Here is a 12836-nt window from a genome sequence, read left to right on the forward strand (position 1 = left end):
TTGCCGTACTCAAGTACAGCCTGTAGCTAGCTTCCTAATTTGCTCTTTGATTTTCATTGAGTATAAAAATATTTTAAATTTGTTAATCCAGCCTAAAAGGCAATAAATAATAGAAAAGAGAGAAAAAACTATGGCAGTTCAAATGGAATATGAAAAAGATGTTAAAGTAGCAGCACTTGACGGTAAAAAAATCGCCGTTATCGGTTATGGTTCACAAGGACATGCGCATGCTCAAAACTTGCGTGACTCAGGTCGTGATGTCATCATCGGTGTACGTCCAGGTAAATCTTTTGACAAAGCAAAAGAAGATGGATTTGACACTTACACAGTAGCAGAAGCTACTAAATTGGCTGATGTTATCATGATTTTGGCACCAGACGAAATCCAACAAGAATTGTACGAAGCAGAAATCGCTCCAAACTTGGAAGCTGGAAACGCAGTTGGATTTGCTCATGGTTTCAACATTCACTTTGAATTTATCAAAGTACCTGCAGATGTAGATGTCTTCATGTGTGCTCCTAAAGGACCAGGACACTTGGTACGTCGTACTTATGAAGAAGGATTTGGAGTTCCAGCTCTTTACGCAGTATACCAAGATGCAACAGGAAATGCGAAAAACATTGCCATGGACTGGTGTAAAGGTGTTGGAGCAGCTCGTGTAGGTCTTCTTGAAACAACTTATAAAGAAGAAACTGAAGAAGATTTGTTTGGTGAACAAGCTGTACTTTGTGGTGGTTTGACTGCCCTTATCGAAGCAGGTTTTGAAGTCTTGACAGAAGCAGGTTACGCTCCAGAATTGGCTTACTTTGAAGTTCTTCACGAAATGAAATTGATCGTTGACTTGATCTACGAAGGTGGATTCAAGAAAATGCGTCAATCAATTTCAAACACTGCTGAGTACGGTGACTATGTATCAGGTCCACGTGTAATCACTGAGCAAGTTAAAGAAAACATGAAAGCTGTCTTGGCGGACATCCAAAATGGTAAATTTGCAAATGACTTTGTAAATGACTATAAAGCTGGACGTCCAAAATTGACTGCTTACCGTGAACAAGCAGCTAACCTTGAAATTGAAAAAGTTGGTGCAGAATTGCGTAAAGCAATGCCATTCGTTGGTAAAAACGATGATGATGCATTCAAAATCTATAACTAATTTATAGAAATTAAGGTGAAGGCGAGTTGGGGGGACCTAACTCGCTTTTATAATCAATTCATCTCTGTTTTAGAGGATGGATTGTGATAGTATGAATAGTCTAGGAGAAAAAGATGTTAAGTTCAAAAGATATCATCAAGGCTCACAAGGTCTTGAGCGGTGTGGTTGTGAATACCCCACTGGATTATGACCATTATTTATCGGAGAAGTATGGTGCTAAGATTTATTTGAAAAAGGAAAATGCTCAACGTGTTCGTTCCTTTAAAATTCGTGGTGCCTATTATGCTATTTCTCAGCTCAGCAAGGAAGAGCGTGAGCGTGGCGTAGTCTGCGCTTCTGCGGGAAATCATGCGCAGGGAGTTGCCTATACTTGTAATGAAATGAAGATTCCTGCTACCATCTTTATGCCCATTACTACTCCGCAACAAAAGATTGGTCAAGTTCGCTTTTTTGGTGGTGACTTCGTAACCATTAAACTAGTTGGAGATACCTTTGATGCTTCTGCTAAGGCAGCTCAAGAATTTACAGTTTCTGAAAATCGTACCTTTATTGATCCCTTTGATGATGCCCATGTCCAAGCAGGTCAAGGAACAGTTGCTTATGAGATTTTAGAGGAAGCTCGAAAAGAATCGATTGATTTTGATGCTGTCTTGGTTCCTGTTGGTGGTGGTGGTCTCATTGCTGGGGTTTCTACCTATATCAAGGAAACAAGTCCAGAAATTGAAGTCATTGGGGTAGAGGCTAATGGAGCACGTTCCATGAAGGCTGCCTTTGAAGCTGGTGGTCCAGTCAAACTCAAGGAAATTGACAAATTTGCAGATGGGATTGCTGTGCAAAAGGTAGGACAGTTGACCTATGAGGCAACTCGTCAACATGTTCAAACCTTAGTAGGTGTCGATGAGGGGTTGATTTCTGAAACCTTGATTGATCTCTACTCTAAGCAAGGGATTGTTGCAGAACCTGCTGGAGCGGCTAGTATCGCCTCTCTAGAGGTGTTGGCTGAATATATCAAGGGGAAAACCATTTGTTGTATCATTTCTGGAGGAAATAATGATATTAACCGTATGCCAGAAATGGAAGAGCGTGCCTTGATTTATGATGGGATCAAGCATTACTTTGTAGTCAATTTTCCACAGCGTCCAGGGGCTTTGCGTGAGTTTGTAAATGATATCCTGGGTCCAAATGATGATATCACACGTTTTGAGTATATCAAGCGAGCTAGCAAGGGCACAGGGCCTGTACTGATTGGGATTGCCTTGGCAGATAAGCATGATTATGCAGGCTTGATTCGTCGAATGGAAGGTTTTGATCCATCTTATATTAACTTAAATGGTAATGAAACACTTTATAATATGCTTGTCTGAGGACTAATAAAAAAATATCATATTATTTGCACAACTGATGTATAGGTGCTATAATGAGGATGAAGAAAGGGGGCGATTCCTATGAACTTAGGAAATCGATCACACTGTTTCTACAACAACTCATTATAGTGCCTATTGTTTTTGATTCAGTTTATATTAAGGTAATAGAATTATTTGTTATATTTAAGGAGTTTTTTTGAAATCCACCATTTTATATATGTCTAATCTAAAATTTGGCTAAATATAATAGGAATTAGAAAAAATAATCAATTCTAATGAGATGCCTTATACTGAGATGGCTGAGAAGAGTGATGGGGTACTAAAAGCAGTAGAAAATGTTGAAAGATAGGATACAATTGTTTTCTGACTACTTATCTTTTAATGATGTAGGAGAAACAAAAGGAATCTTGATAAAGTAAATAAATAGTACCAGTTTAGCAAGTGAAAAGTGCTTATACAGACAGGAAGAAAGTCGCAGAAGGAGAAGAAAAAGAATAGTTAGAAATAGTCTGGAGAGAAAGTCTTCCGCTATTAGGAATGTCCTTTTAAAGTTGGATAAATAGAATAAAGTTGAAGATAAAACCTGTCTAACCTATCAAGAACTGGTATTTGAGAATATGAATATTCTTACAAATAAAAGAGTTAATAATGCAATTATTTTAAAGGCGTTTACTAATGGTTTATAGCAAGCAAAAACCTATATATTATCGGCTTTAATAAGATAGCAATAGAAATATAATTCATTATTTTATTGAATATATGTTTTTTTATTGACAAAAGACATAAAAACGTATACAATTAAATATCGTAAAGAAGAAAATAGGAGAAGGACATGGCTAAGTCAAACTTTGAAAAAGTAGAATCAGTTGTTGGCTGGGTTCGTGATAAGAAAATCACAGGCTACCGTATCTCTAAAGAAACGAATGCGCGTGAAATGTCTATCATTGCTCTAGCGCAGGGGCGTGCAAAAGTAAAAAATATTTCGTTTGAAACGGCTCTAGGTTTAATTGATTTCTATGATAAAAATCATGAAAAATTTGAAGATTAATCTTTGGATAATGGCGGATTCTTGAATAGGGTCTGCCTTTTCATTTTGATACTCAATGAAAATCAAAGAGCAAACTAGGAAGTTAGCTGTAGGTTGCTCAAAACACTGTTTTGAGGTTGCAGATGGAAGCTGACGTGGTTTGAAGAGATTTTCGAAGAGTATAAGGACAGCAAAAAGACTGCACGGTTGATGCAGCCTTTTCTTTTTATTTGAGATAGCGTTGAAGGAACTCTTTTGTTCGGTCTTCTTTAGGATTGGTGAAGAGGTCTTCTGGTTTACCTTCTTCAGCAATCACTCCCTTATCCATAAAGATAACACGGTGAGAGACATCGCGGGCGAATTCCATTTCGTGAGTTACAACAATCATGGTCAAGCCTTCCTGGGCTAAATCCTGCATGATTTTGAGGACTTCTCCAACCATTTCTGGATCGAGAGCTGATGTTGGTTCATCAAAGAGAATAGCGTCAGGATTCATGGAAAGGGCACGAGCGATGGCCACACGTTGTTTTTGACCACCTGAGAGTTGTTTTGGTTTCGCTTGCCAGTAGCGTTCTCCCATGCCGACCTTTTCTAGGTTTTCTTTGGCAATCTTTTCAGCTTCTGTACGTTCACGTTTAAGGACAGTTGTCTGAGCGACGATTGTGTTTTCAAGAACGTTTAGATTTTCAAAGAGGTTAAAGGATTGGAACACCATTCCCAATTTTTCACGGTATTGCGTGAGGTCATAGCCTTTTTCGAGGACGTTTTGTCCATGATAAAGGATTTGTCCATCAGTTGGCGTTTCAAGGAGGTTAATGGAGCGTAGGAAGGTTGATTTTCCGCTTCCAGAGCTTCCGATGATAGAGATTACCTCTCCCTTGTGGACAGTGAGTGAAATGTCTTTTAGCACTTCGTTTTGTCCATAGGATTTTTTGAGGTGTTTAATTTCAAGGATTGCTTGTGTCATTATTTCAAATCCTCCGTTTGCATTTGGTTAGCACCTGTAGTATAGGTATCCATGTCCATGCGGCGTTCGATGAAGCGTAGGATACGTGTTACGGTGAAGGTGAGGACAAAGTAAATCACGGCGATGATTGTAAATGTCTGGAAGTATTGATAGGTTTGTGTTGCCACTGTATTTCCTGAGAAATAAAGTTCGACAACAGAGATAACGTTCAATACAGATGTATCTTTGATATTGATGACAAATTCATTACCAGTTGCTGGTAGGATGTTACGGACAACCTGAGGTAGGACAATCTTACGCATGGTTTGGTTATGAGTCATACCAAGAGCAGTCGCAGCTTCAAATTGTCCCTTGTCAACTGCTAGGATACCACCACGAACGATTTCAGTCATGTAGGCACCAGTGTTGATCGAAACGATGAAGATAGCAGCAAGTGTGCGGTCAAGGTTAATACCGAAAGCTTGGGCAGTTCCATAGTAGATAACCATCGATTGAACGATCATTGGGGTACCACGGAAAATTTCAATGTAGACATTGAGAATCCAGCCGACTAGTTTTTGTAAGCCATAAATGGCCTTATTCTCAGATAGAGGAGCAGTACGGAAGACACCAATGGCAAGTCCAATAATGAGACCTGTGATGGTTCCGACGATAGAGATTAAAAGAGTGACACCAGCACCACGCAAGAGTTGTTGCCAGTTTTCAGAAAGAATTTTAGCGACTTGACTAAAGAAACTACTGCTAGTCTCTTCAGTTGTTGTAGCTTCGGCAGGTTGTTCCTTGATCATACGATCCATCAAGGCAACTTGATCGTCTTTTGAAATGGTTTCAATGCTGGCATTGATTTGGCTAATACGGTTGTCATCTTTACGAAGTCCGATGGCGATAGCTGTATCTTCTTCTCCAGTTTTGAAACCTGGTTCTACTTGAACCATCTTGAACTTAGAGTTAGCAGCTTCGGCAGTCAGAGCTTCTGGACGTTCAGAAACATAGGCATCGATGACACCAGCCTCAAGAGCTTGGCGCATTTGAGCGAAGTCTCCCATGGCAGTTTCTTTTTTAGCACCTGGGATTTGACCAATCAAGTCATAAAGATAGACACCTTGTTGAGAAGTAATTTTTGCACCGTTAAAGTCATCCAAAGATTTTGCGTTTGCATAAGTAGAATCTTTTTTGACAAGCAAAACTGGTTCGCTAGTGTAGTAACTGCTTGAAAATGCAATTTCTTGTTTGCGTTCGGCAGTAGGACTCATACCTGCGATAATCATGTCAATCTTACCAGAAGTAAGGGCAGGAACTAGACCTTCCCACTTTGTTTTAACAACCAAAGGTTCTTTACCTAAGTCCTTAGCGATTTTCTTGGCGATTTGAACATCGTATCCGTTAGCATACTGGTTAGTCCCATCGATTTTGACAGCCCCATTGCTATCATCATCCTGAGTCCAGTTAAAGGGAGCATATGCTGCTTCCATCCCGATGCGTAAATATTCATCGGCTTGGGCAACATTGACAAGTCCCAGCATCAGCAAGAGACTTGTGAAAATAGATAAGTATATTTTTCTCATGATTTCTCCTATTTCTAATCTATTAAAAAATAACTGTCTCCTATTTTATCGAAAAAAACTCTATTTTTCAACATAGGTAAGCCCTTACTTATGAAAAAATGATATAATGATAGCAAAGATAAAAAAGGGGACTTAGTTGATGAAAAAAACTTTTTTCTTGCTGTTATTTTGTTTGTTTTGTATGTTTCCACTCTCGGTTTTTGCCATTGATTTTAAGATAAACTCTTATCAAGGAGATTTGTATATTCATGCAGACAATACGGCAGAATTTAGACAGAAGATAGTTTACCAGTTTGAGGAGGACTTTAAGGGGCAAATCGTGGGACTTGGACGTGCTGGCAAGATGCCTAGCGGATTTGAGATAGATCCTCAACCAAAGGTTCAGGCCTCGAAAAACGGTGCTGAACTGACAGACGTTACTAGCGAAGTGACAGAAGAGGCGAATGGTTATACTGTGAAAGTCTACAATTCAGGTCAAGAAGGCGACACAGTTGAAGTTGACCTCGTTTGGAACTTAAAGAATTTACTTTTCCTTTATGATGACATCGCTGAATTAAATTGGCAACCTCTGACAGATAGTTCAGGAGCTATTGGAAAGTTTGAATTTCATGTAAGGGGAGACAAGGGGGCTGAAAAACTCTTTTTCCATACAGGGAAACTTTTTAGAGAGGGAACGGTTGAAAAGAGTAACCTTGATTATACTATCCGTTTAGACAATCTTCCGCCTAAGCGGGGAGTTGAATTGCATGCCTACTGGCCTCGAACTGATTTTGCTAGCGCTAGGGATCAGGGATTGAAAGGAAATCGTTTAGAAGAGTTTAATAAGATAGAAGACTCGATTTTTAAAGAAAAAGAGCAAAGTAAACAACTCGTTACTTGGGTCTTCCCTTCGATACTTTCTATCTCCTTGTTATTGAGTATTTGCTTCTATTTCATCTATAGAAGAAAGACCACTCCTTCCGTCAAATATGCCAAAAATCATCGTATCTATGAACCACCAATGGAATTAGAGCCTATGGTTTTATCAGAAGCAGTCTACTCGACCTCCTTGGAAGAAGTGAGTCCTCTAACAAAAGGAGCAGGTAAATTTACCTTTGACCAACTTATTCAAGCTACCTTGCTAGATGTGATAGACCGTGGGAATGTTTCTATCATTTCAGAAGGAGATGCAGTTGGTTTGAAGCTAGTAAAAGAAGATGGTTTGTCAAGTTTTGAGAAAGACTGTCTAAATCTGGCTTTTTCAGGCAAAAAAGAAGAAACTCTTTCCAATTTGTTTGCGGATTACAAGGTATCTGATAGTCTTTATCGTAGAGCAAAAGTTTCTGATGAAAAACGGATTCAAGCAAAGGGGCGTCAGCTCAAATCTTCTTTTGAAGAAGTATTGAAAGAGATGCAAGAAGGAGTGAGAAATAGAGTTACCTTCTGGGGGCTTCCGGATTACTACCGTCCTTTAACTGGTGGGGAAAAGGCCTTGCAAGTGGGTATGGGGGTCTTGACTATCTTGCCCCTATTTATCGGATTTGGTTTGTTCTTGTACAGTTTGGATGTTTATGGCTATCTTTACCTCCTCTTGCCAATACTTGGTTTTCTAGGTTTGGTTTTGGCTGTTTTCTATTATTGGAAGCTTCGATTAGATAATCGTGATGGTGTCCTAAATGAAGCAGGAGCAGAAGTATACTATCTCTGGACCAGTTTTGAAAATATGTTGCGTGAGATTGCACGATTGGATCAGGCTGAATTGGAAAGTATTGTGGTCTGGAATCGCCTCTTGGTTTATGCGACTTTATTTGGCTATGCAGACAAGGTCAGTCATTTGATGAAGTTTCATCAGATTCAAGTGGAAAATCCAGATATCAATCTCTATGTAGCTTATGGCTGGCACAATATGTTTTATCATTCAACAGCACAAATGAGCCATTATGTCAATGTCGCAAACACAGCAAGTACCTATTCCGTATCTTCTGGAAATGGAAGTTCTGGTGGTGGCTTCTCCGGAGGTGGCGGCGGGGGCAGTATCGGTGCCTTTTAAAGAGAGCTATCAATGGCTGAAAAAATATGCTATAATGGAAGATAGAAAAAGGAGTAATCTATGTATCTTATTGAAATTTTAAAATCTATCTTCTTCGGTATTGTTGAAGGAATTACGGAATGGCTGCCGATTTCAAGTACAGGTCACTTGATTTTAGCAGAGGAATTTATCCAATACCAAAATCAGAGTGAAGCCTTTATGTCCATGTTTAATGTCGTGATTCAGCTTGGTGCTATTTTAGCAGTTATGGTGATTTACTTTAACAAGCTCAATCCCTTCAAACCGACTAAGGACAAGCAGGAAGTTCGTAAGACTTGGAGACTATGGTTGAAGGTCTTGATTGCGACCTTGCCTTTACTTGCCGTCTTTAAATTTGACGATTGGTTTGATACCCACTTCCATAATATGGTTTCAGTTGCCCTCATGTTGATTATCTACGGGATTGCCTTTATCTATTTGGAAAAGCGCAATAAAGCGCGTGCTATCGAACCAAGTGTAACAGAGTTGGACAAGCTTCCTTATACGACAGCCTTCTATATCGGACTCTTCCAAGTTCTTGCTCTTTTACCAGGGACTAGCCGTTCTGGGGCAACGATTGTCGGTGGTTTATTGAATGGAACTAGTCGTTCTGTTGTGACAGAATTTACCTTCTATCTTGGAATTCCTGTTATGTTTGGAGCCAGTGCCTTAAAGATTTTCAAATTTGTGAAAGTCGGACAGCTCTTGAGCTTTGGGCAATTGTTCTTGCTCTTGGTTGCGATGGGAGTCGCTTTTGCAGTCAGCATGGTCGCTATTCGCTTTTTGACAAGCTATGTGAAAAAACACGACTTTACTCTTTTTGGTAAATACCGTATCGTACTCGGTAGTGTCTTGTTGCTCTATAGTTTTGTGCGTTTATTTGTATAAGAAAAAACCTTGAAGGGACAGCTCTTCAAGGTTTTAAAATCCAGTCACAGTAATCCCCAACAGGCGGATACCTCTTTCTTTCTCGCTTAATTTTTCATAGAGCTGCAGGGCAATTTGGCTTATCTGAGTAGCGTCCTGTGTTTTTTGAGCAAGACTTTTTCGTTTAGTAAGAGTTGAAAAGTCCTCGTAGCGGATTTTCAAAATGACAATTTTTCCAGCTTTTTCTTGTTGATGTAGATTGAGAGCGACTCTTTCTGATAGGAGAGTCAGCTCTTTTTTGATGTCTTCCTCAGCACGTAGAATCTTCCCATAGGTTTTCTCCTTCCCGATTGATTTACGGATACGATTGGATTTGACTGGGGAATTGTGGATGCCACGAGCCTTTCGATAAAGGTCATAGCCCAGCCTGCCAAAACGGTCTATTAGGGTTACCTCAGGGACTTCAAGCAAATCAGCGCCGGTAAAAACGCCCATTTGATGAAGACGTTCTACCGTCTTTTTTCCTACTCCATGAAACTTGGAAATATCCATTTGTTTGAGAAAGTCCTCAGCCTGGTCAGGTAGAATCACTGTCAGACCATGTGGTTTTTGATAATCACTAGCCATTTTAGCTAAGAATTTGTTGTAGGAAACGCCAGCAGAAGCAGTTAGATGGAGTTCTTGCCAAATATCCTCTTGAATGAGGCGAGCGATTTTGACTGCTGACTTGATACCGAGTTTATTTTCTGTTACATCCAAATAGGCTTCGTCAATGCTCATGGGTTCTATTAAATCTGTATAACGCTTAAAGATAGCTCGGATCTGGAGTCCCACAGATTTGTATTTCTCATAATTTCCTGAGATGAAGACGGCTTGGGGACAACGCTCATAGGCTTCCTTAGAGCTCATGGCTGAATGGACACCAAAAGCTCGCGCCTCATAGCTACAAGTGGAAACGACACCACGCCCACCTGTTTGCCGAGGGTCATTGCCGATAATGACAGGTTTTCCTCTGAGTTTAGGATTATCTCTGATTTCCACCGCAGCAAAAAAGGCATCCATGTCAATATGGATGATTTTTCTTGACAAATCATTTAACAAAGGAAAAATCAACATGCATAGCTCCTTTTTACTGCTTATTTTCTTTCATTATACCCTTTTTTCTGAAAAAAAGGAAAAAGGACTTCGTTTTTTCAAAAATATAATACAGTTTGGAACGAAATATAGACTGTTTTAGAAAAGAAAGTGTAAAAATAGGGATTTTCCACTTGTTGAAAACGATTACTGTATGGTATACTTGTCTCATGAATGTAACAGATGACTGTTACTAGAAAGAAAAAAGAGGACATTAACATGGTTGTTAAGACAGTTGTTGAAGCACAAGATATTTTTGACAAAGCTTGGGAAGGCTTCAAAGGCGTAGATTGGAAAGAAAAAGCAAGTGTATCACGCTTCGTACAAGCTAACTACACACCTTATGATGGAGACGAAAGCTTCCTTGCAGGACCAACAGAACGTTCACTTCACATCAAAAAAATTGTAGAAGAAACTAAGGCTCACTACGAAGAAACTCGTTTCCCAATGGACACTCGTCCAACATCTATCGCTGATATCCCAGCAGGATTTATCGATAAAGAAAACGAAGTTATCTTCGGTATCCAAAACGATGAACTCTTCAAATTGAACTTCATGCCAAAAGGTGGTATCCGTATGGCTGAAACTACTTTGAAAGAAAATGGATACGAACCAGATCCAGCTGTTCACGAAATCTTTACTAAATACGTAACAACAGTTAACGACGGTATCTTCCGTGCTTACACTTCAAACATCCGTCGCGCTCGTCACGCTCACACTGTAACTGGTCTTCCAGATGCATACTCACGCGGACGTATCATCGGTGTTTACGCACGTCTTGCTCTTTACGGTGCAGACTACTTGATGCAAGAAAAAGTAAACGACTGGAATGCAATCGAAGAAATCGATGAAGAAACAATTCGTCTTCGTGAAGAAATCAACCTTCAATACCAAGCATTGCAACAAGTTGTTCGCTTGGGTGACCTTTACGGAGTTGATGTTCGCAAACCAGCGATGAACGTTAAAGAAGCAATCCAATGGGTTAATATCGCCTTCATGTCTGTCTGCCGTGTTATCAACGGTGCTGCTACATCTCTAGGTCGTGTACCAATCGTATTGGACATTTTTGCAGAACGTGACCTGGCTCGTGGTACATTTACTGAATCAGAAATCCAAGAATTCGTTGATGATTTCGTTATGAAACTTCGTACAGTTAAATTTGCTCGTACTAAAGCTTATGACCAATTGTACTCAGGTGACCCAACTTTCATCACAACTTCTATGGCTGGTATGGGTAACGACGGTCGTCACCGTGTTACTAAGATGGACTACCGTTTCTTGAACACTCTTGACAACATCGGTAACTCACCAGAACCAAACTTGACAGTTCTTTGGACTGACAAATTGCCATACAACTTCCGTCGCTACTGTATGCACATGAGCCACAAACACTCTTCTATCCAATACGAAGGTGTAACAACAATGGCTAAAGACGGATATGGTGAAATGAGCTGTATCTCATGCTGTGTGTCTCCACTTGACCCAGAAAATGAAGAACAACGCCACAACATCCAGTACTTCGGTGCGCGTGTAAACGTATTGAAAGCCCTTCTTACTGGTTTGAACGGTGGTTACGACGATGTTCACAAAGACTACAAAGTATTTGATATCGAACCAATCCGTGACGAAGTTCTTGAATTTGAATCAGTTAAAGCTAACTTTGAAAAATCTCTTGACTGGTTGACTGACACTTACGTAGATGCTTTGAACATCATCCACTACATGACTGATAAGTACAACTACGAAGCTGTTCAAATGGCCTTCTTGCCAACTAAACAACGTGCCAACATGGGATTCGGTATCTGTGGATTTGCCAACACTGTTGACACATTGTCAGCTATCAAATACGCTACAGTTAAACCAATCCGTGACGAAAATGGCTACATCTACGATTACGAAACAATCGGTGAATACCCACGTTGGGGTGAAGATGACCCACGTTCAAACGAATTGGCAGAATGGTTGATCGAAGCTTACACAACTCGTCTACGTAGCCACAAACTTTACAAAGATGCAGAAGCTACAGTTTCACTTTTGACTATCACATCTAACGTTGCTTACTCTAAACAAACTGGTAACTCACCAGTCCACAAAGGTGTATACCTCAACGAAGATGGTTCTGTTAACTTGTCTAAACTTGAATTCTTCTCACCAGGTGCTAACCCATCTAATAAAGCTAAAGGTGGATGGTTGCAAAACTTGAACTCACTTTCTAGCCTTGACTTTAGTTATGCGGCTGATGGTATCTCATTGACTACACAAGTATCACCTCGCGCTCTTGGTAAGACTCGTGACGAACAAGTTGATAACTTGGTAACAATCCTTGATGGTTACTTTGAAAACGGTGGACAACACGTTAACTTGAACGTTATGGACTTGAACGATGTTTACGAAAAGATCATGTCAGGTGAAGACGTTATCGTACGTATCTCTGGATACTGTGTAAACACTAAATACCTCACTCCAGAACAAAAAACTGAATTGACACAACGTGTCTTCCACGAAGTTCTTTCAATGGATGATGCCTTGGATGCATTGAGCTAATCAAGTTCTTGAATAATGAAATAAGGAACCCTCGGTCAGTCGACTGAGGGTTGTTTTTGGGCTCTTAAATTCCTTAAGTCAGGTATTGAAATGTCTGACCGGGATTCAAAGATACTTGTTGAGTTGCGGGAGGTATTTGATACTCAATGAAAATCAAAGAGCAAACTA

General features: G+C 39.9%; 9 protein-coding genes. 6 read left to right on the forward strand and 3 right to left on the reverse strand.

Going from position 1 to position 12836, the window contains the following annotated elements:
* Positions 1–130: 130 nt before the first annotated feature.
* The 3 genes from ilvC to HMPREF2764_RS08040 all read left to right on the forward strand — a co-directional run bounded on the left by ilvC (position 131) and on the right by HMPREF2764_RS08040 (position 3565).
* Positions 131–1153, forward strand: a complete 1023-nt coding sequence (ilvC, locus tag HMPREF2764_RS08030; protein WP_000290683.1) for a ketol-acid reductoisomerase — start codon at positions 131–133, stop codon at positions 1151–1153.
* Positions 1154–1266: 113 nt separating this feature from the next.
* On the forward strand, positions 1267–2517 hold the full coding sequence (gene ilvA, locus HMPREF2764_RS08035; protein WP_070528650.1) for a threonine ammonia-lyase IlvA: 1251 nt from the start codon (positions 1267–1269) through the stop codon (positions 2515–2517).
* Positions 2518–3349: 832 nt separating this feature from the next.
* Positions 3350–3565: a capsule biosynthesis transcriptional regulator gene (locus HMPREF2764_RS08040; protein WP_001130035.1), complete on the forward strand. Its 216-nt coding sequence runs from the start codon at positions 3350–3352 to the stop codon at positions 3563–3565.
* Positions 3566–3770: 205 nt separating this feature from the next.
* Here the strand turns inward: HMPREF2764_RS08040 and HMPREF2764_RS08045 are convergent, their stop codons facing one another.
* Both HMPREF2764_RS08045 and HMPREF2764_RS08050 read right to left on the reverse strand, forming a co-directional pair.
* Positions 3771–4511 carry an amino acid ABC transporter ATP-binding protein gene (locus HMPREF2764_RS08045; protein ID WP_000189477.1) on the reverse strand — a complete coding sequence of 247 codons (741 nt, stop codon included), beginning with the start codon at positions 4509–4511 and terminating at the stop codon, positions 3771–3773.
* Complete coding sequence (locus HMPREF2764_RS08050) at positions 4511–6076, reverse strand: ABC transporter substrate-binding protein/permease (RefSeq protein ID WP_020901541.1); 1566 nt, start codon at positions 6074–6076, stop codon at positions 4511–4513. The genes HMPREF2764_RS08045 and HMPREF2764_RS08050 overlap by 1 nt, the downstream gene beginning before the upstream one ends.
* A gap of 139 nt (positions 6077–6215) precedes the next feature.
* Between HMPREF2764_RS08050 and HMPREF2764_RS08055 the strand changes: the two genes are divergently transcribed.
* Both HMPREF2764_RS08055 and HMPREF2764_RS08060 read left to right on the forward strand, forming a co-directional pair.
* Entirely contained in the window at positions 6216–8105 is a 1890-nt protein-coding gene (locus tag HMPREF2764_RS08055; RefSeq protein ID WP_070528653.1) for a DUF2207 domain-containing protein, read from the forward strand.
* A gap of 60 nt (positions 8106–8165) precedes the next feature.
* Positions 8166–9011: an undecaprenyl-diphosphate phosphatase gene (locus HMPREF2764_RS08060; protein ID WP_033685557.1), complete on the forward strand. Its 846-nt coding sequence runs from the start codon at positions 8166–8168 to the stop codon at positions 9009–9011.
* A gap of 33 nt (positions 9012–9044) precedes the next feature.
* On the opposite strand, the gene dinB is transcribed toward HMPREF2764_RS08060, so the two are convergent.
* A complete protein-coding gene (dinB, locus tag HMPREF2764_RS08065) occupies positions 9045–10106 on the reverse strand; it encodes a DNA polymerase IV (RefSeq protein ID WP_004257231.1) in 1062 nt (353 codons plus the stop codon).
* 237 nt (positions 10107–10343) lie between these two features.
* Between dinB and pflB the strand changes: the two genes are divergently transcribed.
* Positions 10344–12668, forward strand: coding sequence for a formate C-acetyltransferase (gene pflB / locus HMPREF2764_RS08070; RefSeq protein ID WP_000260631.1), 2325 nt, complete (start codon positions 10344–10346; stop codon positions 12666–12668).
* Positions 12669–12836 lie beyond the last annotated feature (168 nt).

This window comes from Streptococcus sp. HMSC073F11, assembly GCF_001810785.1.
Lineage (GTDB): Bacteria > Bacillota > Bacilli > Lactobacillales > Streptococcaceae > Streptococcus.

Coding starts and splice junctions, on each gene's coding strand:
- ilvC (WP_000290683.1), top strand. CDS start 131: ATGGCAGTTCAAATGGAATATGAAAAAGATGTTAAAGTAGCAGCACTT.
- ilvA (WP_070528650.1), top strand. CDS start 1,267: ATGTTAAGTTCAAAAGATATCATCAAGGCTCACAAGGTCTTGAGCGGT.
- HMPREF2764_RS08040 (WP_001130035.1), top strand. CDS start 3,350: ATGGCTAAGTCAAACTTTGAAAAAGTAGAATCAGTTGTTGGCTGGGTT.
- HMPREF2764_RS08045 (WP_000189477.1), bottom strand. CDS start 4,511: ATGACACAAGCAATCCTTGAAATTAAACACCTCAAAAAATCCTATGGA.
- HMPREF2764_RS08050 (WP_020901541.1), bottom strand. CDS start 6,076: ATGAGAAAAATATACTTATCTATTTTCACAAGTCTCTTGCTGATGCTG.
- HMPREF2764_RS08055 (WP_070528653.1), top strand. CDS start 6,216: ATGAAAAAAACTTTTTTCTTGCTGTTATTTTGTTTGTTTTGTATGTTT.
- HMPREF2764_RS08060 (WP_033685557.1), top strand. CDS start 8,166: ATGTATCTTATTGAAATTTTAAAATCTATCTTCTTCGGTATTGTTGAA.
- dinB (WP_004257231.1), bottom strand. CDS start 10,106: ATGTTGATTTTTCCTTTGTTAAATGATTTGTCAAGAAAAATCATCCAT.
- pflB (WP_000260631.1), top strand. CDS start 10,344: ATGGTTGTTAAGACAGTTGTTGAAGCACAAGATATTTTTGACAAAGCT.